This is a genomic window from Rhizobium sp. LjRoot258 (assembly GCF_964254185.1).
Classification (GTDB): domain Bacteria; phylum Pseudomonadota; class Alphaproteobacteria; order Rhizobiales; family Rhizobiaceae; genus Rhizobium.
This window is the reverse complement of sequence record NZ_CAXUST020000001.1, coordinates 970,468-990,526: the sequence shown is the minus strand read 5'-3', so window position 1 is coordinate 990,526 and position 20,059 is coordinate 970,468. Positions and strand designations below refer to the sequence as shown.

The following is a 20,059-nucleotide window of genomic DNA, read 5'->3' as shown; positions in this document are numbered from 1 at the left end:
GTTCTCCCTGAAGCGCCACATTCGATCATTCCGTCCGCCTGCGGAATGATGTCTGTCCATGTTGTGATTACAGGACAGAGGTAGAGGAGTTGCCTCGCTCGCCAAGAGCGAGGCCAGGATTTTTTTGTCTTAGCCGGCAAACTTGCCGCTGCGCGGGAAGCCCTTCGGAACGGTGCGGCCGGCTGTCGCGCGATCAGCGAGCCATTCGGCAAGCTCGTCCTTGTTCTTGGTGAAGGTGCGGCCGGCGCTGTCTTCCCAGACGAGCCCGTCAGCGATCGCGAAGCAGCGCACGTCGGAGATGCCGCCATCCTTGTAGCGCTGCAGGCGAACGCCCTTGCCGCGACCCATTTCCGGCACCTGCGCCAGTGGGAAGGCGAGCAGCTTGCGGTTCTCGCCGACGACGGCGACATGGTCGCCGCTGACGGGAACGATCAGCTTCGTCTCATCAGGCATGGAGACGTTCATGATCTGCTTGCCCTTGCGGGTATTGGCCACCATGTCGGCTTCGGCAACGACGAAGCCATTGCCAGCCGTCGAGACGATCATCTGCTTGCGAGCCGGATCGTGCACAAAGGCGGTCAGGACGTCCTGATCGTTTTCCATGTCGATCATGATGCGCAGCGGTTCGCCGTGGCCTCGACCGCCAGGCAGCTTGTCGCCGCCGAGGGTGAAGGCCTTGCCACCTGTCGTGATGATGAGGATCTTGTCGGTCGTCTGCGCCGGGAAGGCAACCTTCAGCGCGTCGCCTTCCTTGAAGGTCAAGGTCGCGGTGTCGGAGATGTGCCCCTTCAGTGCGCGGATCCAACCCTTTTCGGAGACGACGACGGTGATCGGTTCTTTCTCGATCATCGCCTGCTGGATGGCCTGCTCGTCGGCCTCGGGTGCCTCGGCGAACTGTGTGCGGCGGCGGCCGAGCTCGGTCGCTTTCGCGAACTTCTTCTTCACCTCGCCGATTTCCCAAGCGACCGTCTGCCACTGCTTTTCTTCCGATGCCAGCAGGGCCTCGATCTCGCCCTTCTCCTTGGTGAGCCCGTCGAACTCCGTGCGGATCTCGAACTCCTCGAGCTTGCGCAACGAGCGCAATCGCATGTTCAGGATCGCTTCGACCTGATTGTCGGTGAGCGACCAGCGCGCGATCATCACCGGCTTCGGCTCGTCCTCTTCGCGGATGATGCGGATGACTTCATCGATATTTAGGTAAGCGATCAGCAAGCCGCCGAGGATTTCCAGGCGCCGGTCAATGGCGGCCAGACGGAAGCGCGAGCGGCGCTGGAGCACCTCGCGCCGATGGTCGAGCCATTCCTTCAGCACCTCATTCAAAGCCATGACGCGCGGGATGCGCCCCATCGAAAGAACGTTCATGTTCAGCGGGAAGCGGCTTTCCAGCTCCGTTAGCTTGAACATGGATTCCATAAGGATCGTCGGGTCGACCGTGCGGTTCTTCGGCACCAGCACGACGCGAACGTCTTCAGCGGATTCGTCCCGGATGTCCTCGAGCAAGGGCAGCTTGCGCGCCAGCAGCAGTTCTGCGCTCTTTTCGATCAGGCGGGACTTCTGCACTTGAAACGGGATTTCGGTGACGATGATCTGGTAGCCGCCGCGGCCGAGATCCTCGATCTCCCACTTGGCGCGTGTGCGGAAACCGCCACGGCCGGTCTTGTAGGCCTCGATGATGCTCTCACGGCCGTCGATGATAATGCCGCCAGTCGGGAAGTCCGGACCGGGAATGAACTCGACCAGTTTCTCCACCGTAGCGTCGGGGTGCTTGATGAGGTGAAGCGCGGCATCACATAGCTCGTGGACATTGTGCGACGGAATGGACGTTGCCATGCCGACCGCAATGCCGGACGAACCGTTCGCGAGCAGGTTCGGGAAGGCGCCCGGCAGGACGACCGGCTCTTCGTCTTCCTCGTTGTAGGTTAGCCGGAAGTCGACCGCATCCTGTTCGATGCCATCGAGCAGCAGACCCGCGACCTCGGTCATGCGCGCTTCGGTATATCGATAGGCGGCAGCACTATCGCCGTCGATGTTGCCGAAGTTGCCCTGCCCGTCGACGACGGGATAACGCTGCGAGAAATCCTGCGCGAGGCGCACCAGCGCATCGTAAACCGACTGGTCGCCATGCGGATGGAACTTACCGATGACGTCGCCGACGATACGGGCGCATTTCTTGAAGGCGGAGTTGGGCCGAATGCCCATTTCGCTCATGGCGTGAATGATCCGGCGGTGCACCGGCTTCAAGCCATCACGCACATCCGGGAGCGCGCGGTGCATGATGGTCGACAGCGCATAGGCAAGGTATCGCTCTTCGAGCGCCGCCTTCAGATCGACCGGAAGGATACTATCGTCGTCTCCGCCAGAGGGCGGCAAAATCTCTTGTCCCATATGTCCTGACTAGCCGAGATGACCCTTTTGAGCAAGGAATCCGGGCATTCCTGCTGTGGATGAAGTCTTCGAAGGACAGGAAAAGAATGCACAGAGACACTTTGCCTGAATTTGGTCGTTGTTTCGTTTTCCCTTCAACACAAATTTAGAAATCCGCAAATATAAACCGCGATCGAACCACGGTAGATCGGCCACGAATTGAGCCGTCGCTACGCACCGCCACTAGGGGACCCCAGATGACTTTTTACCGGACGACACGGCTGATGCTTTCGAGCGTTGCCTTTCTTTCTCTCGCCGGCTCCGCCTTCGCTCTCGATGGCCAGGATCTGCTGAAGAAGATCAATGCGGCCTATAGCCAGCAGGGCGGCACAATCATTGCCGATGGTGTCAATGTCGACGGCACGACCGTGACGCTGAAGAAGGCGAGCTTCAAGGCAAACAGCGGCGAAGCGGTGTCGATCGGCGACATCACCATGACGGGCGTCGAGGCAGACGACGATGGCGGCTATTATGTCGAGGAAGCGTCCTTCCCGAACATCAGCGCCACGAGCGAAGGCGCCACCTTCACGGCATCCGATCTGACCCTTAGCGGCATTTCGATCCCTGCCGATCCGAAGGGCGAAGGGCTCGACGCCATGCTGCTCTACGAGAACGCCCACAGCGGCCCGGTGAAGGTTGTCCAGAACGGCGCCGAGCTGTTCTCGATCGCCGAAAGCGACGTCAACCTGACGCTTCGCGAAGACGAGTCCGGCTTCGATTTCGATGGTGCCTTCAAGGGCCTGAAGGCCGATCTCAGCAAGGCAAGCGACGCTCAGAGCAAGGAAGCGATCGACAAGCTGGCGCTGCAGCACATCCAAGGCGACATCACCATGAAGGGCGCTTGGGAACTGACACCCGGCACGATCGACGTTTCCGAATTCGCGTTCGACTTCAACAATATCGGCAAGCTGAACCTCGCCTTCAAAATCTCCGGCTACACCATGCCTTTCATAAAGTCGCTGCAGGAGGCCGCCAAGCAGGCCGAAGCGAACCAGAACAAGGAAGAAGCGCAGCAGGCTCTCGGCCTCTCGATGCTCGGACTGATGCAGCAGTTGTCGTTTGAAAGCGCCCAGATCCGCTTCGACGACGCCTCCATCACCAAGCGCGCGCTCGACTACGCCGGCAGCCAGCAGAATATCTCCGGCCAGCAGATGGCCGATTCGCTGAAGGCAATGACGCCGATCATGCTGGCGCAGCTCAACATTCCGGAGCTACAGAACGCCGTGTCGACGGCCGTCAACACCTTCCTCGACGACCCGAAGAACGTGACGCTTGCCGCTGCTCCGGCAAAGCCGGTACCGTTCCCGATGATCATGGGGGCCGCGATGGGCGCACCGAACACGCTGCCGCAGGTTCTCGGCGTGAAGGTTTCGGCCAACGATTGATGTGCCGAGCTTGAGTATTTGAAACCCGGCGTGCAATTGCCCGCCGGGTTTCTTTGTATTTGCGAGCCAGGTGACGCTGCGATCTGGTCGGCCCTAGAAACAAAAAAGCCGGCGAAATCGATCGCCGGCTTTTTGTGTTCAAACAGACCTGCTCAGTCCTTCTTGACCGGCGGAATCGGGCGGATCGCCAGTTCGCGCAGTTGCGTCGGCGTCGCCGGAGTCGGAGCGCCCATGAGCAGATCCTGTGCCTGCTGGTTCATCGGGAACAGCGAGATCTCGCGCAGGTTCTTGGCGCCAACGAGCAGCATGACGATACGATCGATGCCGAAGGCCATGCCGCCATGTGGCGGGGCGCCATACTGGAAGGCGCGGTAGAGGCCACCGAACTGCTCCTCGACCTCGGCCTGCGACTTACCGGTCAATTCAAAGGCCTTGACCATGACTTCCGGCAGCTGGTTACGGATCGATCCCGAAGCGATCTCGAAGCCGTTGCAGACCATGTCGTATTGGAAAGCCTTGATCGACAACGGATCGGCACCGCTGAGCGCTTCCATGCCGCCCTGCGGCATCGAGAACGGATTGTGGGCGAAGTCGATCTTCTTTTCCTCTTCCAACCATTCGTAGAACGGGAAATCGACGATCCAGCAGCATTCGAAGCGATCGCGATCGACGAGGTTCAGTTCCTCACCAGCCCTGGTGCGGGCTTCCCCGGCGAACTTGTAGAACTTCGCGGGGTCGCCAGCGACGAAGAAGCAGGCATCGCCGTCATCGAGGCCGAGTTGGGTGCGGATCGCGTCAGTGCGCTCCTCACCGATGTTCTTGGCAAGCGGACCGGCGCCTTCGAGCTTGTCCCCTTCCTTGCGCCAGAAGATGTAGCCGAGGCCCGGCTGACCCTGGCTCTGCGCCCAGGCGTTCATGCGGTCGCAGAAGGCGCGGGAGCCGCCGGTCTTGGCCGGAATAGCCCAGACCTCGACCTTCGGGTTCGAGGCGATCATGTTGGCGAAGACCTTGAAGCCGGAGCCGTCAAAATGCTCGGTGACGGCCTGCATCTCGATCGGGTTGCGGAGATCCGGTTTGTCGGAGCCGTACTTGCGGATGGCGGTCTCATAAGGAATGCGCGGGAACGTTTCCGTCACCGGCTTGCCGTGCGCAAACTCGACGAAGATGTCGCGAATGACCGGCTCCATCGTGTTCCAGACATCTTCCTGCTCGACGAAGCTCATTTCGAGGTCGAGCTGGTAGAATTCGCCCGGCAGGCGGTCGGCGCGCGGGTCTTCGTCGCGGAAGCACGGCGCGATCTGGAAGTACCGGTCGAAACCGGCGACCATCAGCAGCTGCTTGTACTGCTGCGGCGCCTGCGGCAGCGCGTAGAACGTGCCCGGATGAATGCGGCTCGGCACGAGGAAGTCGCGTGCGCCTTCCGGCGAAGACGCCGTCAGGATGGGCGTCGTGTATTCGGTGAAGCCGATATTGCCCATCTCGCGGCGCATGGCTGAAATGACCTGCGTGCGCTTGACGATGTTCTTGTGCAGCGTCTCGCGACGCAGATCGAGGAAGCGGTACTTCAGGCGCACGTCTTCCGGATAGTCAGGTTCGCCGAAGACGGGCAGCGGCAATTCCTTGGCAGCGGAGAGCACTTCGATCTCCTGCGCGTAAAGTTCGATCTCGCCGGTCGCCATGTTCTTGTTGACGGTGTCTTCGGTACGAGCCTTGACGAGGCCGTCGATGCGGATGACCCACTCGCCGCGAACCAGTTCAGCCTGCTTGAAGGCGGGCGAATCCGGATCGGCGACGACCTGGGTGATGCCGTAGTGGTCGCGCAGGTCAATAAAGAGAACGCCGCCATGGTCACGAACACGGTGGACCCAGCCGGAAATCCGGACATTGGCGCCGACATCCGACTTGCGGAGGGCTGCACATGTGTGGCTGCGGTAACGATGCATCATCTCAATTCCCAGTATTTGGCTTAAAGACGGCGGCAAGGGGCTCCAAAGGCTCTCCCGCGCCGACAAGAAAATCGGGCGGAAAAGCGCATGGACGGTCTGATTTGTCAAGGGTTGGAGCGCCAAGCCGGCGCTTTGAGAGCGGTTTATGGCAGTGGTGCAACCGCGGGATCGCAAACAGCCATGCGGCAGTTTGGCAATCCCGCGCCATATTGCTGAAGCTGCCGGTCAACTTTAAAGAGGAACGATATCGTTCTCACGGAGCCTCGACATGCCCCTCCTCACTCGCCGCAATCTCCTCAAAGCCTCTACCGTCGCAGGAGCCTACGGCGCGGGTGTTGGGATAGCGGGAAAATTCGGGCTGGCGGAAGCAGCGCCAGAGCCGCAGGTGCTGAAAGCGGTGAAGACGACGGCCAGTATTACCGATGCCGGCGTCACGAACGACATCATGACCTGGGGTGACGGCGGCATGCCACCAGTGCTGCGGATGACGAAGGGCAAGCCCTACGCGGCTCGGCTGACGAACGGGCTCGACGAGCCGACGACGATCCACTGGCACGGTTTGAGAATCGCCAACAAGATGGACGGCGTGCCGTTCATGACGCAGCCCTACGTCTATACCGGCGACAGCTTCGACTACGCCTTCACGCCGCCGGACGCTGGCACCTTCTGGTATCACCCGCATTGCAACACGCTGACGCAGATGGGCCACGGCATGACGGGTGTCCTCGTGGTCGAGGATCCGGCTGACCCGACATTCGATGCCGAAGTGGTGCTCAATCTGCGCGACTGGCGCCTCGGCAGCGACGGCCAGTTCATTGCGGCCTTCCGCCCGCGCGACGCGGCAAAGACGGGCACCTACGGAACGGTCAGGACGGCCAACTGGCACCAGGATCCGCAATATGATGCGCCGGCCGGCGGTCTTATCCGGCTACGGATTGCCGCGACCGACGTCACCCGCATCTTCGCGCTGAAGATGGAAGGTGCCGAGGCGACCGTGATTGCGATCGACGGCAATCCCGTACCGAAGCGCTTTCCGCTCGATCTGCTGCTGATCGGCCCCGGCCAGCGCCTCGATCTCGCCGTGCGGATGCCGGACAGCGAGGGCGCCATTGCCACACTCGAAGACATCAGGGGCACGACGCCGAAGACGATTGCCAAGCTTAGGGCCGTCGGAACATCGTTGAAGCGCCATGTCGGCGATCTCGCCACGCTCGGCGAAAACCCGGTCGCTAAGGCGGATCTGTCCTCGGCACAGACGATTCCGCTCATTCTCAGCGCCACGGCCGAAAGCGCGCCTGCCGACAGCATCTGCGGCACGCTGGGCTACCGCTTCTGGGCCATCAACAAGGTGCCGTGGCCAGGCGACACACCTGACCCGACGGCACCACTGGCGGAACTGAAGCTCGGCAAGAGCTACATCCTGCAGCTCGAGAACGTGACCCCACATACGCATCCCATCCACCTGCACGGCATGAGCTTTACCGTGCTGTCGTCATCGACGCGGAATGTCATGCCACTCATCAGCGACACCTATCTCGTCCAACCGGATGAAAAGGTGCAGCTCGCCTTCGTTGCCGACAGTCTGGGCGATTGGCTGCTGCACTGCCACATCATCGAGCATCAAAAGACTGGCATGACCAGTTATGTTAGAGTTGTTTGACAGGTCTTTGCGGGTTCTAGTTGACATATCCGGCCGAAAGGAGAAGGAAGGTTCAACTATGTTTATCCTGCGAATGAATTGAGATGATCGAAACAACCGCCGATTTGGAGGCGGCCTGCAAAGAGCTGGCCAAGTCAGAATTCATTACCATCGACACCGAGTTTCTCCGAGAGACCACGTTCTGGCCGGAACTCTGCTTAATCCAGATGGCAAGCCCGACGACGGAAGTGCTGGTCGATCCGTTGGCGAAGGGTCTCGACCTCACGCCGTTCTTCGAGCTGATGGCCAATCCTGCCGTGCTGAAGGTCTTCCATGCGGCGCGCCAGGATATCGAGATCATCTACAACCGCGGCGGTCTCATCCCGCATCCGATCTTCGACACGCAGGTTGCCGCGATGGTTTGCGGTTTCGGAGACTCCGTCTCCTATGACCAGCTCGTCAGCCGCACCAAGGGCGTCCAGATCGACAAGTCTTCGCGCTTCACCGACTGGAGCCGCCGGCCGCTTTCGGAAAAGCAGCTGGACTACGCTCTTGCCGACGTGACGCATCTGCGCGACGTCTACCTCTATCTCAAAGCCGAGCTGGAACGCGAAGGTCGCTCGTCCTGGCTTCGGGAGGAGATGGATATCCTCGAGGCCCGCGAGACCTACGACATGCATCCGGACGATGCCTGGCAGCGGCTGAAAATGCGCCTGCGCAAGCCGCAGGAGCTTGCCATCCTGAAGTATGTCGCTGCCTGGCGCGAGCGCGAGGCCCGCTCCCGTAACGTCCCTCGGTCGCGGGTGCTGAAGGACGACGCGATCTACGAAATCGCCCAGCAGCAGCCGAAGGACGCTGAGGCGCTCGGTCGCCTGCGCACGATCCCGAAGGGTTGGGAGCGATCCGCCACCGGTGCCGCCGTCGTCGAAGCCGTCAATGCAGCACTTGCGTTGCCGAAGGCCGAGATGCCGCATGCACCACGACAGACCCAGCCGCCCGAAGGCGCAGCCGCCGCTGCCGAACTGCTGAAGGTCCTGTTGAAGCTGATTTCGGAAAAACACGGCGTCGCACCGAAGGTGATCGCCAACAGCGAGGATCTCGACAAGATCGCCGCGGAAGGCGAGAACGCCGAAGTCGCGGCGCTCCACGGCTGGCGGCGGGAGCTGTTCGGCGAGCCGGCGCTGCAGCTCATCCAGGGACAGGTCGCTCTTCGCTTCGTCGGCAAGAGGGTGGAGGCGGTGGCGCTTTAGGCGCCATCAAGCGGACTTTTTTGCGCGCATAGTCATTTCCAGATCGATTCGATCAAGGAAACCAACCCAGCGTGCCTTTTGGAAACACCCGACGTTTCCTATATGCCCTAGGTATGCGCGACGACGCGGCACCGCGAAAAGGACTACATGAGGGAAATATCTCCAGTCCAGAACTGGCTATTGATCGCGCTTGTCATAGCCGCGAGCGGCGTTCTCTATGACATGCGGTTCTATGGAGGGCATCCCTTCGTCGGAGCAACCTTTGCGCTGTTCATCGGCATGCCGATCATTGCCTTCGAACGAAAGGTGATCCTGCGCGGCCTTTACAGGCGCATGCAGGCATTGCCGACGGCGACGTTCTTTCTCGCCGAGATCTTCGTCTACGAAATTCTGATGAGTGTCGGATTTGCGATTGCTGGCCTCGCCATGTGGTGGCTCGGCGCTATTCATCCTGAATCATGGGTGGATGCTGTCGTTCTGCCCTTCGATGCCTTCCTCTATGCACTCGCTGTGTGCGCGCTCATTATCTTCGTGCTGCGCATCCGCGAATTGCTGGGCCGCGACATCTTCATGAGCATGCTGTTCAGCCGATACCGGAAGCCGATCAGCGAGGAACGCGTCTTCCTGTTCATCGATCTCGTGGATTCGACGGCCTTTGCCGAGAAGCATGGTGACCTTCGGGCACAGCAGATGCTGAGCTCGCTGTTTGCTGCCTTCGCCGAGCCGGTGCGAAAATACAAAGGCACTATCGATGACTATGTCGGAGACGCCGCGATCATCAGCTGGCCGTTGGAGCGCGGGATCAAATTCGCGCGATGCGTGAACTGCATCTTCGATATCATCAGCGAGATCGAGGCGGACGCCGAGAGCTGGTTGAAGACATATGGCCAGGTCCCTCGCCTGCGCGCCGCTTTGCACGGAGGCACCGTGATCACGGCCGAAATCGGCGTCGACCACCACAAGATCACCTATTTCGGTGACACGGTGAACACTGCGTCCCGGCTAGAATCGCTCTGCAAGACGTTGAACCGATCGGTCCTCATCTCATCCGACCTCGCGCAGCGGATCAAGATGCCGGAGGCGGTATCGGCGGAGGATCTTGGAAGCCACGCCGTCAAGGGCCGCGGCCAAACCCTCGGCGTCATCGCGCTGGCCAAGGCAGACAACCGCAAAGCGTCACCAAAGCTTCACGCAAGCGTCAACGCGCCGACATGAAAGCCTTGCTAATCGAGACCCGCATACCAATCCTTGGGGGTTTCGATGAAAAATACTCTTCTTGCTTCCGTTTCATTTGTTCTTTTGATCGCCGGCCCGGCTGCAGCCGACCAGCAGGAGTTTCCAGCCAAGCTCGCAGGCCAAGCCGTTCTGCCGGCCAACACGCTCGTCGCGGCTCCGGACGATGCGCCGAACTTCCTCAAGCATTCCGGCAAATTCACCACCGCTGACCGCAAGCGCACCGAAGCGCTCGGCAGCGTTCCCGGCAAGGACGGGGTTCGCGTCACCGATCTGAAGCTTCCCTTCGACGGTCAACCGATCCAGGGCTTCTCCGGCATCAAGACCATGCCTGACGGCACGTTCTGGACGCTCTCCGACAACGGCTTCGGCTCGAAGGCGAACTCAAGCGACGCGATGCTCTTCCTGCATCAGGTGACGTTCGATTGGAAGACCGGCAAGGTTGAGGTCGTCAAGAACCTTTTCCTTTCCGACCCCGAAAAGAAGGCACCCTTCCCGATCGTGCTTGAAAGCGCCGAGAAGCGCTATCTCACCGGTGCGGATTTCGACATCGAGTCCGTGCAGCCTGTCGCAGACGGTTTCTGGATCGGCGAAGAATTCGGACCCTACCTCCTTAAGTTCGATACGGAAGGCCGCCTGACCGACGTCATCTCGACCACAGTCGACGGCAAGCCGGTCATGTCCCCCGATAATCCGGTTCTTTCCGTCCAGGCAAACCCGACCGCTAAGGTGCCGGTCTTCAACCTGAAGCGCTCGGGTGGCTTCGAAGGTCTTGCCATGTCGAAGGACGGCAGCAGGCTCTACGGCCTTCTCGAAGGCGCAATCTACCAGGACGACGGCAAGATGGAATCGGTTGACGGCCATACCGCCATCCGCGTCATCGAGTTCGACACCGCGTCCAAAAACTGGACGGGCCGCACCTGGTTCTATCCGTTCGAGGAAAAGGGCGTTTCGATCGGCGACTTCAACATGCTCGACGACACTACCGCACTCGTCATCGAACGCGACAACGGCGCCGGCACGAAGGACAAGGCCTGCGCCGATCCAAAGCAGCCGAAGCCGGATTGCTTCGAGGCCCCGGCCGGACTCAAGCGCATCTACAAGATCGAGTTCAACGACGCCAACATCGGCAAATCAGTTCGCAAGATCGGCTATATCGACCTGCTGAACATCCATGATCCCGACAACAAGAAGAAGGCCGGCAGCAAGGACGGCATCTACGACATGCCGTTCGTAACGATCGAGAACGTCGACCGCGTCGATGCCACGCACATCGTCGTCGGCAACGACAACAACCTGCCCTTCTCGGCAGGTCGCGCTGTCGACAAGGCGGACAACAACGAGTTCAGCTTACTTGAGGTCAGCGAACTCCTGAACGCGAAGTAAGTCTGCACTTTTCAAAAGGAAGGCCCCGTTCGCAAGAGCGGGGCTTTTGCTGGATAAGCAAATGCCAGAAGCCGATTGGTGGCGTGCGACCGACGGCCATCGGCCTCGGTCACCCTTGCCCTTGGGCCGTTGCCGCCTCCGCCTTGGCCTTCGGCTTCAGCAGGATGATGAGAAGCAGGCCGGCGACGATCAGCGCCGCACCTTCGAGGTGATAGGGTTGCAACTGCTCGCCGAGGATCAGATAGGCGAGCACAGCTATGAAGATCGTCTGGATGTAGAGGAGCACGCCCGCCCGCGCCGCGCCCAGAGCCTCGATGCTCCGATTGAAGAGGTAATACATAACCGCTCCGCCGGGGATCGCGACGTAGGCGAGCGCGATGAGCCCGCTGCTGTTGAGTGTCGAGCGTTCGTCAGAGAGAAGCTCAAAGAGATAGAAGGGCAGCGCCGTCAGCACCGCCGCGCCGAGAAGCAGCACCAGGAGTGCAAGGCGATTCACATCGAATTTCGCCCGGCGGAGCAGGACGGTATAGACGCTGAAACAGAACGCGCCGGCGACGATCCACAGTTCGCCGGGATTGAAGTCGAGACGCATCAGCGCGGCCGGGCTGCCCTTGACGATGATGACCACGATCCCGAGAAAGGCCAAGATCGATCCGATTACCTGCCAGCCTCCCATCGGTTCAGCCAGAACCAAACGGGCAAGGATCATGGTGATGATCGGGATCAGGGCGATGATGATGCCGGCGGTGGTGGCGTCGGCATGCTCGAGACCGACAAAAATCATGCCCTGGCAAATCGCCAGTCCCATGCCGCCGATGGCAAGCAGTTCGAGGGGGCGGGCCCGCACCAGGGCGACCATATCGCCGAAATGCCGGCGCACGATCGGCATCAGGATCGCCCAGGCGATCAGCACTCGCCAGAAGCAGAGCGCCCAAGGCGGCATCTCGGAAGAGACCCATTTCGCGGCAATATAGACGCCGGCTGACAGCAGCCAGCAGAGAACCCCCACGGAATAGGCAGCGGCAAGCGAATCGCCCGACGCCTGTTCCGTCCCGACTGTGTCGCGATGGACCGCCAAGACATGTATCGCCATCGCTCTGTTATGCCACACTTCCCGTGAGCTGCACAGATGAAGGCGGCAGCGCTCCGCTTGTTAGGGACCGAATGCTATTCGAAGCGGAAGGCCAAGCGCTTGTTGGTCAGCTTGGAAAGCTGTTGCAAGCGGCCTTCTAGGCGCTCGCCGGCAAAGTCGTGATATTCCGCCGGAACCACGAATTCCAAGTCGAGATCGGGTTTGGACGATCGCTGGAAGGTGAGATTGCGCACGACGCCGGGCATGGATGCCGAAAAGAGATAGACGACACGCAGCATGCCGCCGAGCAGCTTGGCGCGCTCGATAAATCGCGGCGTGGCGATGGTGGCGAGAGGACCCGTCGCACCGTCGTCATACGGCCCTTCGAACCGGTAGTAGTTCGTCAGCGCAATGAAGGCGCGGCCTGGGTGGCTGATGCCGACAAACGACGAGTGAGCAATGATGTTCAGCGCCTGCAGGCCGCGGTAATCGGGATGCGCGCGCCAGCTGATGTCGGCAAGCAGGCACGCCGCCTGGCGATAGCGCGCCTCCTCCTCCGTCTCAGTGATGCCGAAATAGGGCATCATGCGGCCTGTCCACTCCGCCAACTCTCTGGCGTGTTCCGGCGAACGCGCGCGCAAAATGGCGAGTTCGCCAGCGGCGGCCAGCAGCGGATCGCTGCGGCGCTCGCTCTCGGAAAGCAATGAATAGAGATAGCCTTCGCGCACACCCTGCCCCGAGAACGAGATAACAGAGGGCTTCATCGCGCTCAGGACTTCCTTCATGGCAACCGCACCGAACGGAAGCAGCGCGCGGCGATGCTTCGACACCGCCATCCACGCAGGATCCTTCGAGTCCTTGGCAATCTCCACCTGATCGAGGAATAGCATCATCGCCTCGAGCGAAACCTCGTAGCCCTGCATCATGTGCAGCGGATACTGCGTCATCTCCATGTGCAGTTTGGCAATATTTCGCCAAGTGCCCCCGACGGCATAGAAGGTGCGCCCATCTCCCCTCGCCAGCAGTTTGGAACTTGTTCTCACATGCTTGCGAGCAAAGGTTCGTGCCTTCTCCAGTGAGCCGCCGGCATATTCCGACAGGCGAAGGCCACCGAGCGGCAAGGTGACCCCCTTGCCGATTTCCTTGCCCTTGATGTCAATCAGTTCGAGTGAACCGCCGCCCAGGTCACCAGCAATACCGTCCGGCTCATAGAAGCCGCTGACAATGCCAAGGGCGGAGAACTTCGCCTCTTCCTCACCGGAAAGAACGCGGACCTTACGCTGAAGAATTGTTTCCGCCTTGTGGATAAAATCCGGTCCGTTCGATGCTTCGCGGGCGGCCGCGGTCGCCAGCACGAACATGGTGGCAGCGCGCGCCTGATCGGATAATGCCTTGAACCGATGCAAGGCAGCGAGCGCCCGCCCGACGCTCGCCTCATCCATCTTGCCCGTCAGTGCAATTCCTCGGCCGAGACCACAGAGCACCTTTTCGTTGAAAAGGATCGTCGGCGAGCGGGACATGCCTTCATAGATGACCACACGGATCGAGTTCGACCCGATATCGACCACGGAGACCGGGGCTATCCCTGGAAGGCGCCCCTGGGCTTCTGATTCAACCATGCAGGTCCAATATTACTTGTTGTTTCGGCCGGAAAGCAGGCCGGCGATCAGCTTGGGCGCACTGGATTTCAAGGCTTCGCCACGGCCGGACAGGCTGGGGTTGGTCATGAAATACTGCTGCGCATTGAACGGCTCTTCGCCCTTGCGCACTTCCATGCGCCTGGACGTACCGTCGGGCAATATCTCGTAGCTTTGCTGATTGTCAATGATATTGCCGAGCATAATCTGTGAGAGAACCTGCTCGTGAACCGTCGGATTGGTCAGTGGGACGAGCGTTTCGACACGGCGATCGAGGTTGCGCGGCATCATGTCCGCCGAGCCGATATAAACCAGCGCCTTGTCGGATGGCAGCCCGTGACCATTGCCGAAGCAGAAGATGCGGCTGTGCTCCAGGAAGCGTCCGACGATCGACTTCACCCGGATATTTTCAGACAGGCCGGGCACTTGTGGGCGCAGGCAGCAGATGCCTCGAATGACAAGATCAATCTCGACGCCGGCGCGGCTTGCCGTGTAAAGCGCGTCGATGATCTCGGGGTCGACGAGCGAATTCATCTTCATCCAGATCGCCGCCGGCGCGCCGTTCTTGGCGTGCTTGATTTCTTCCTCGATGTGGCGAACGATGCGCGAGCGCAGCGTGTAGGGAGAAACCGCCAGTTTCATGCTCTCTTCCGGCTCGCCATAGCCAGTGATGAAGTTGAAGATATTCGCCATGTCGTGCGCGATCACCGGATTGCAGGTGAAGAACGACAGGTCGGTATAGATCTTCGCGGTGACCGGATGATAGTTGCCGGTGCCGAGATGGCAGTAGCTGCGGAGCTTACCCTCTTCGCGGCGGACGACCAGCGACATCTTGGCGTGTGTTTTCAACTCGATGAAGCCGAAGACGACCTGTACGCCAGCGCGCTCCAGGTCGCGCGCCCAGCGGATATTGGCCTCTTCGTCAAAGCGGGCTTTCAGCTCCACCAGGGCCGTAACGGACTTGCCGGATTCGGCCGCGTCGATCAGTGCACGGACGATCGGGCTGTCGTTCGACGTGCGGTAGAGGGTCTGTTTTATCGCCAGGACGTCAGGATCGCGTGCAGCCTGGAGCAGAAACTGGACCACCACGTCGAAAGATTCGTAGGGATGGTGAACCACCATGTCCTTTTCGCGGATGGCAGCGAAGCAGTCGCCGGCGTGCTCTCGGACACGTTCGGGAAATCGCGCATTGTAGGACGGAAATCGAAGATCTTCCCGCGGCGCCTTGGTGATCTCGGACAGCGTGTTCAACGCCAGCAGGCCTGGCAGGACCGCGACTCGATTCTCCGGAACGCTGAGGGCCTGAACGACGAACTGGCGCAACGACGCCGGCATCTCGGAATCGGTCTCGATGCGGATCACCGATCCGCGGCGGCGACGCTTCAGAGCGGTTTCGAAAAAGCGCACGAGGTCTTCGGCTTCTTCCTCGACTTCGATATCGCTGTCGCGGATGATCCGGAACGTACCTGAACCCTGCACCTCGTAGCCGGGATAAAGCCGGTGAATGAAGACGTTGGTAACGTCCTCAAGCGTGATGTAGCGGATCGTGTTGCGATCGTCCGGCAGGCGCACGAAGCGGTCGAGCGCCGGCGGCAGGCGCAGCAGCGCCGTCATCGGGTCGCGGCCGTTCTTGCTGATGAGCTGCAGGCCGATCGAGAAGCCGAGGTTCGGGATGAAGGGGAACGGGTGCGCCGGGTCGATCGACAGCGGCGTCAACACTGGAAAGATCGCCTGCTCGAATTCCGTCGCCAGCCACGCGCGATCGGATTCGCTGAGTGCCCCGGGGCGGACGATCAGGATATCTTCCTTGGCGAGATACTGCTGGAGAACGGCAAGCGATGCCTGCTGCTCCATCTGCAGATTGTCGATCTCCTGAAGGATGGCGTCGAGTTGCTCGGCAGGCGTCTTGCCGTCGGGCGTGCGCACGACGATGTTCTGGCGCACCTGCCCCTCAAGCCCGGCAACGCGCACCATGAAGAATTCGTCGAGGTTTGCCGCAGAGATCGACAGGAAACGGACTCGCTCAAGCAGCGGATGCTCGGTGTTCAGCGTTTCCTCTAGAACACGGCGATTGAACTGCAACCATGAGAACTCGCGGTTGATGAAGCGCTCGGGGCTGGCGAGCAGTTCCTCCAGCGATGGCACAGTCTCATTGGTTTCCGGAGTAGGTTCGTGATGCTCCGTGACTGCGCTATCCATGGTCAAATTGTCCCGTTTCATTCGCCAAGCGAATTATATCAGTTTCACGACGGAACTGTGACAGTTAACCTGACGGTTCCGAATTACCCAATTCATTCAACACTTCAGCGGCAAGAGTTCGGGTAATCTTCGTGCCCCGAGAGAGCGCAAGCCGGTCCAGCCTGTCCACGATCGTCTGGGCCGCATTCAGCGACCGTTCCATCCGATTAACGATATAGAGCACCAGTTTGTCATCAATATAAAGCTGGCGGTCTGCAAACAGCTTCACAATGACCTGTGACAGCAGTTCCTCGTCCGGCTCGCCGATCTCGACGACCGTCGCCGCCTTCAGGCGCGAGCGCAGATCCGGCAGTTCTACCGGCCAGGACATCGGCCATAGGCGGCTTGTCATCAAAAGACTGTGACCGTTTTCCCGCACGCTGTTGATCACATGGAAAAGTTCGTTGTCGTCGAAGCCAAGCCGGTCGACATCCTCAAACAGCACCGGACCATTGGCGGCATCGACCGCCGCGTTGGCGCCCGCCTTCGGATGGATATCGACGGCGCCGCTATGATCTTTCCAGATGTTCGCCAGATGCGATTTTCCAGAGCCGACAGGCCCGGCGAGGATGACGACGCGCGAAGGCCAATGCGGCCAGGCATCGACGATCGACACGGCCGCTGCGAGCCGTGCGGAGATCAACAGGTCGTCGCGCCCCGTTGCAGCATCATGCGAAAATGCCAAGGGAAGCTGTTCGACGGCGTTGCGCCTTGGACCAGCGTTTTTCACATCAGTCATTTGGGGCCAGCTTTTGTCTTGCCGACCTGGCCATTCTTTGACCCGCCGGCATAGAGATCGCTCTCAAGGTAGCGTGAAAGCGCAAAACGGACAAGCACGCCGACCGCGGCAGCCGCCGGCACAGCAACCAGCAGACCGACAAAGCCGAACAGCGCGCCGAAGGCAAAGAGCGCAAACATCAACCAAACAGGATGCAGCCCGACGCTGTGTCCCACGAGCTTCGGCTGAAGGATGTTGCCCTCCATGAACTGACCGCTGAAGAAGACGGCGAGCACCGCGCCGACCCAGATGTAATCGGGCCAGAACTGGACGATGGCAACGCCGATGGCAAAGACCAGACCCACCAACGAGCCCACGTAGGGAATGAAGCTGATCATACCCGCGAACAGACCGATCAGCAGACCGAAGTTCAAGCCGACCAGCGACAGGCCAACGGCATACCAGATGCCCAAGATGAGGCAGAGCGAACCCTGCCCCCGGATGAAGCCGGCAATGGCCTGATCGATTTCCCGCATGATCTGGTGGACATTGGCCACGTAGTCGCGCGGAATGTACTGATCGACCTTGGCGATCATGCGGTCCCAATCAAGCAGCATGTAGAACGCCACAACGGGCGTGACGATCATCAGCGAGATCACGTTGACGACGGCAAGGCCGGAGCTCCAGACCTGACCGAAAAGCCCTGTCAGTAGCCCGAATCCTTGTGAGAGGATTTCAGAGAAGTTGTTCTTGATCGTGCCGAGTTGGTTCCTCACCCAGTCCGGCATGAGGGAATTCTGCGACTTTGTAATGAATGTCTGCAACTGATCGATGTAGCCCGGCAGGCGACCGGCAAAGTCGCTGAACTGGCTCGCCAAGACCGGTATCAGGATCATCAAAGCCAGCACAATGACGACGACGAAGGCGATCAAGATGACGATCGTCGCCATCAAGCGGCTAAGACCGAGGCGCTCCAATCTGTCAGCAACGGGATCGAGGAAATAGGCCAGCGCCATCCCCGCGAGGAATGGCAGCAGGATCGAGCTGAAGACAAAAAGGAAGGCGATAAAGAAGGCGAGTACGGCCAGCCAGAAGATAACTTGGCGCTTCAGACCTGCCCCGCTAACCTGCTGTGGCATCACATTCCCCGCTGATCGACCGTCTCGATTTTTCGCATCATCTCGATGCAACCTTCGAGCACATAGGATGTGGGTGAGAGAATGGTCAACCCCACCGCTCAGAATCCAGATGACCTCAGTCAAAAGAGCGGGAAATTGGGGCTTTCTCCATGCAATCCCTTGCATAAACGCCCCTGTCATGCAATTGCGACCCGCATATTGAGGCGGCGACATTTCCCGCCCGAAGACAGCCATCGGAGAGCAGCATGAGCCAGTCTGGAAAAAACGGCCTGACCTATAGCGACGCAGGCGTCGACATCGATGCCGGAAACCTTCTGGTGGAGAAGATCAAGCCTGCCGTGCGTTCGACGCGCCGCCCGGGCGCAGACGGCGAGATCGGCGGCTTCGGCGGCCTGTTCGACCTCAAGGCAGCAGGTTTCACGGATCCGGTTCTCGTTGCCGCCAATGACGGCGTTGGCACCAAGCTGAAGATCGCGATCGACGCCGATTATCACGATACCGTCGGCATCGACCTCGTCGCCATGTGCGTCAACGATCTGGTCGTCCAGGGCGCCGAGCCGCTGTTCTTCCTTGATTATTTTGCCACCGGCAAGCTTGACCCCGACCAGGGCGCGGCGATCGTCGAAGGCATTGCTGCTGGCTGCCGCGACGCGGGCTGCGCGCTGATCGGCGGCGAGACCGCTGAGATGCCGGGCATGTATTCTTCCGGCGACTACGATCTTGCAGGCTTTGCCGTCGGTGCAGCCGAGCGCGGCCAGCTGCTGCCCTCCGGCGACATTGCCGAAGGCGACGTGATCCTCGGCCTCGCTTCCTCGGGCGTTCACTCCAACGGTTTTTCGCTTGTGCGCAAGATCGTCGGGATTTCGGGCCTCGCCTGGGATGCGCCGGCTCCGTTCGCAGACGACAAGAGCCTCGGCGAAGCGCTGCTGACGCCGACGCGCATCTATGTGAAGCCACTCCTGAAGGCGATCCGCGAAACGAAAGCCATCAAGGCACTGGCGCACATCACCGGCGGCGGCTTCCCGGAGAATATCCCGCGTGTTTTGCCGAAGCACCTCGCAGCCGAGATCGATCTGGCGGCCGTCAAGGTTCCGCCGGTCTTCTCCTGGCTCGCCAAGACAGGCGGCGTCGAAGCCAACGAAATGCTGCGCACCTTCAACTGCGGGATCGGCATGATCGCAGTCGTTTCGGCTGAGAATGTCGCAACCGTTATCGCCGCCCTAAAAGCCGAAGGCGAGACGGTCGTGAAGCTGGGCCGCATGATCACCCGTGCCGAGGGTGCGGCCGGGACGCTCTACCAGGGTACGCTCGCCATATGACGACGCCGCGCAAACGCGCCGTCGTCTTCATCTCCGGCGGCGGTTCCAACATGATGGCGCTCGTCGCCGCTGCCAAGGCTGCCGACTATCCGGCAGAAATCGTCGGCGTCATCTCCGACAAGGCCGATGCCGGCGGGCTTGCCAAGGCGGCAGCCGAGGGCATCCCGTCATTCGCCTTCGTTCGCAAGGACTACGCCAGCAAGGAAGCGCACGAGGAGGCGATCTTTGCCGCGCTCGATCGGCTGTCTCCCGACATCCTCTGCCTTGCCGGATACATGCGGCTGCTGAGCGGCGTGTTCATCCAGCGTTACGAGGGCCGGATGATCAACATCCACCCGTCGCTGCTTCCGCTCTTCCCCGGCCTGCATACCCATCAGCGGGCAATCGATGCCGGTATGCGGATCGCCGGCTGCACCGTGCACTTCGTCACCGAAGGCATGGACGAGGGACCGGTTATCGGCCAGGCCGCCGTGCCGATCCTTTCAGGCGATAGTGCCGAAAGCCTGGCAGCGCGCGTGCTCACCGTCGAGCACCAGCTCTACCCGCAAGCGCTGCGGCTCTTGGCCGAGCGCAAGGTGAAGATGGAAGGCGGCAAGGCCGTCAGCACCGACGCTGGCGCAGCGCCGGCGGAACGCAGCAGCGTTATCTCGCTCATTGGCGAGGGTGCCTGAGC

General features: G+C 60.5%; 14 protein-coding genes. 7 read left to right on the top strand and 7 right to left on the bottom strand.

Translation table 11 applies throughout. The features are described 5' to 3' along the window. Nucleotides 1-129: 129 nt before the first annotated feature. Nucleotides 130-2,385, bottom strand: a complete 2,256-nt coding sequence (gene parC / locus ACSQ9D_RS04840) for a DNA topoisomerase IV subunit A (protein ID WP_436281371.1) — start codon at nt 2,383-2,385, stop codon at nt 130-132. Between the two features lie 236 nt (nt 2,386-2,621). On the opposite strand from parC, the gene ACSQ9D_RS04835 reads away from it, so the two are divergent. Beyond that, entirely contained in the window at nt 2,622-3,809 is a 1,188-nt protein-coding gene (locus ACSQ9D_RS04835; protein WP_436281370.1) for a hypothetical protein, read from the top strand. Nucleotides 3,810-3,961: 152 nt separating this feature from the next. Here the strand turns inward: ACSQ9D_RS04835 and aspS are convergent, their stop codons facing one another. Beyond that, entirely contained in the window at nt 3,962-5,752 is a 1,791-nt protein-coding gene (gene aspS / locus ACSQ9D_RS04830; RefSeq protein WP_436283766.1) for an aspartate--tRNA ligase, read from the bottom strand. Nucleotides 5,753-6,023: 271 nt separating this feature from the next. On the opposite strand from aspS, the gene ACSQ9D_RS04825 reads away from it, so the two are divergent. The 4 genes from ACSQ9D_RS04825 (at nt 6,024) to ACSQ9D_RS04810 (ending at nt 11,263) form a co-directional block, all read left to right on the top strand. Further along, entirely contained in the window at nt 6,024-7,415 is a 1,392-nt protein-coding gene (locus ACSQ9D_RS04825) for a multicopper oxidase family protein (RefSeq protein WP_436281369.1), read from the top strand. 83 nt (nt 7,416-7,498) lie between these two features. Continuing rightward, complete coding sequence (rnd, locus tag ACSQ9D_RS04820; RefSeq protein ID WP_037116947.1) at nt 7,499-8,644, top strand: ribonuclease D; 1,146 nt, start codon at nt 7,499-7,501, stop codon at nt 8,642-8,644. A gap of 147 nt (nt 8,645-8,791) precedes the next feature. Beyond that, complete coding sequence (locus ACSQ9D_RS04815; RefSeq protein ID WP_436281368.1) at nt 8,792-9,859, top strand: adenylate/guanylate cyclase domain-containing protein; 1,068 nt, start codon at nt 8,792-8,794, stop codon at nt 9,857-9,859. Between the two features lie 45 nt (nt 9,860-9,904). After that, nucleotides 9,905-11,263: an esterase-like activity of phytase family protein gene (locus ACSQ9D_RS04810; RefSeq protein WP_436281367.1), complete on the top strand. Its 1,359-nt coding sequence runs from the start codon at nt 9,905-9,907 to the stop codon at nt 11,261-11,263. Between the two features lie 109 nt (nt 11,264-11,372). Here the strand turns inward: ACSQ9D_RS04810 and ACSQ9D_RS04805 are convergent, their stop codons facing one another. The 5 genes from ACSQ9D_RS04805 to ACSQ9D_RS04785 form a co-directional block, all read right to left on the bottom strand. After that, a complete protein-coding gene (locus tag ACSQ9D_RS04805; protein WP_436281366.1) occupies nt 11,373-12,356 on the bottom strand; it encodes a DMT family transporter in 984 nt (327 codons plus the stop codon). A gap of 74 nt (nt 12,357-12,430) precedes the next feature. Then, nucleotides 12,431-13,954 carry an exopolyphosphatase gene (ppx, locus tag ACSQ9D_RS04800; protein ID WP_436281365.1) on the bottom strand — a complete coding sequence of 508 codons (1,524 nt, stop codon included), beginning with the start codon at nt 13,952-13,954 and terminating at the stop codon, nt 12,431-12,433. A gap of 12 nt (nt 13,955-13,966) precedes the next feature. Further along, the gene (locus ACSQ9D_RS04795) at nt 13,967-16,171 is read right to left on the bottom strand and encodes an RNA degradosome polyphosphate kinase (RefSeq protein WP_436281364.1); all 2,205 of its coding nucleotides are present in this window, start codon (nt 16,169-16,171) and stop codon (nt 13,967-13,969) included. 64 nt (nt 16,172-16,235) lie between these two features. After that, nucleotides 16,236-16,949 (bottom strand): DnaA regulatory inactivator HdaA, encoded by a 714-nt coding sequence (gene hdaA / locus ACSQ9D_RS04790; protein ID WP_436281363.1) that lies wholly within the window; start codon nt 16,947-16,949, stop codon nt 16,236-16,238. Further along, nucleotides 16,946-18,067, bottom strand: coding sequence for an AI-2E family transporter (locus ACSQ9D_RS04785; RefSeq protein ID WP_436281362.1), 1,122 nt, complete (start codon nt 18,065-18,067; stop codon nt 16,946-16,948). The genes hdaA and ACSQ9D_RS04785 overlap by 4 nt, the downstream gene beginning before the upstream one ends. 245 nt (nt 18,068-18,312) lie before the next feature. On the opposite strand from ACSQ9D_RS04785, the gene purM reads away from it, so the two are divergent. Both purM and purN read left to right on the top strand, forming a co-directional pair. Next, nucleotides 18,313-19,386 carry a phosphoribosylformylglycinamidine cyclo-ligase gene (gene purM / locus ACSQ9D_RS04780; RefSeq protein WP_436281361.1) on the top strand — a complete coding sequence of 358 codons (1,074 nt, stop codon included), beginning with the start codon at nt 18,313-18,315 and terminating at the stop codon, nt 19,384-19,386. Then, entirely contained in the window at nt 19,383-20,057 is a 675-nt protein-coding gene (gene purN, locus ACSQ9D_RS04775; protein WP_436281360.1) for a phosphoribosylglycinamide formyltransferase, read from the top strand. Before purM ends, purN begins: the two co-directional genes overlap by 4 nt. The last annotated feature ends 2 nt before the right edge of the window (nt 20,058-20,059 follow it).

What these genes read in the sequence shown, in the direction of transcription:
- ACSQ9D_RS04805 (WP_436281366.1), bottom strand. Translation starts at nt 12,356, where the DNA reads ATGGCGATACATGTCTTGGCGGTCCATCGCGACACAGTCGGGACGGAA.
- ACSQ9D_RS04785 (WP_436281362.1), bottom strand. Translation starts at nt 18,067, where the DNA reads ATGCCACAGCAGGTTAGCGGGGCAGGTCTGAAGCGCCAAGTTATCTTC.
- parC (WP_436281371.1), bottom strand. Translation starts at nt 2,385, where the DNA reads ATGGGACAAGAGATTTTGCCGCCCTCTGGCGGAGACGACGATAGTATC.
- purN (WP_436281360.1), top strand. Translation starts at nt 19,383, where the DNA reads ATGACGACGCCGCGCAAACGCGCCGTCGTCTTCATCTCCGGCGGCGGT.
- ACSQ9D_RS04815 (WP_436281368.1), top strand. Translation starts at nt 8,792, where the DNA reads ATGAGGGAAATATCTCCAGTCCAGAACTGGCTATTGATCGCGCTTGTC.
- ACSQ9D_RS04835 (WP_436281370.1), top strand. Translation starts at nt 2,622, where the DNA reads ATGACTTTTTACCGGACGACACGGCTGATGCTTTCGAGCGTTGCCTTT.
- ACSQ9D_RS04810 (WP_436281367.1), top strand. Translation starts at nt 9,905, where the DNA reads ATGAAAAATACTCTTCTTGCTTCCGTTTCATTTGTTCTTTTGATCGCC.
- purM (WP_436281361.1), top strand. Translation starts at nt 18,313, where the DNA reads ATGAGCCAGTCTGGAAAAAACGGCCTGACCTATAGCGACGCAGGCGTC.
- ACSQ9D_RS04795 (WP_436281364.1), bottom strand. Translation starts at nt 16,171, where the DNA reads ATGGATAGCGCAGTCACGGAGCATCACGAACCTACTCCGGAAACCAAT.
- ppx (WP_436281365.1), bottom strand. Translation starts at nt 13,954, where the DNA reads ATGGTTGAATCAGAAGCCCAGGGGCGCCTTCCAGGGATAGCCCCGGTC.
- ACSQ9D_RS04825 (WP_436281369.1), top strand. Translation starts at nt 6,024, where the DNA reads ATGCCCCTCCTCACTCGCCGCAATCTCCTCAAAGCCTCTACCGTCGCA.
- hdaA (WP_436281363.1), bottom strand. Translation starts at nt 16,949, where the DNA reads ATGACTGATGTGAAAAACGCTGGTCCAAGGCGCAACGCCGTCGAACAG.
- rnd (WP_037116947.1), top strand. Translation starts at nt 7,499, where the DNA reads ATGATCGAAACAACCGCCGATTTGGAGGCGGCCTGCAAAGAGCTGGCC.
- aspS (WP_436283766.1), bottom strand. Translation starts at nt 5,752, where the DNA reads ATGCATCGTTACCGCAGCCACACATGTGCAGCCCTCCGCAAGTCGGAT.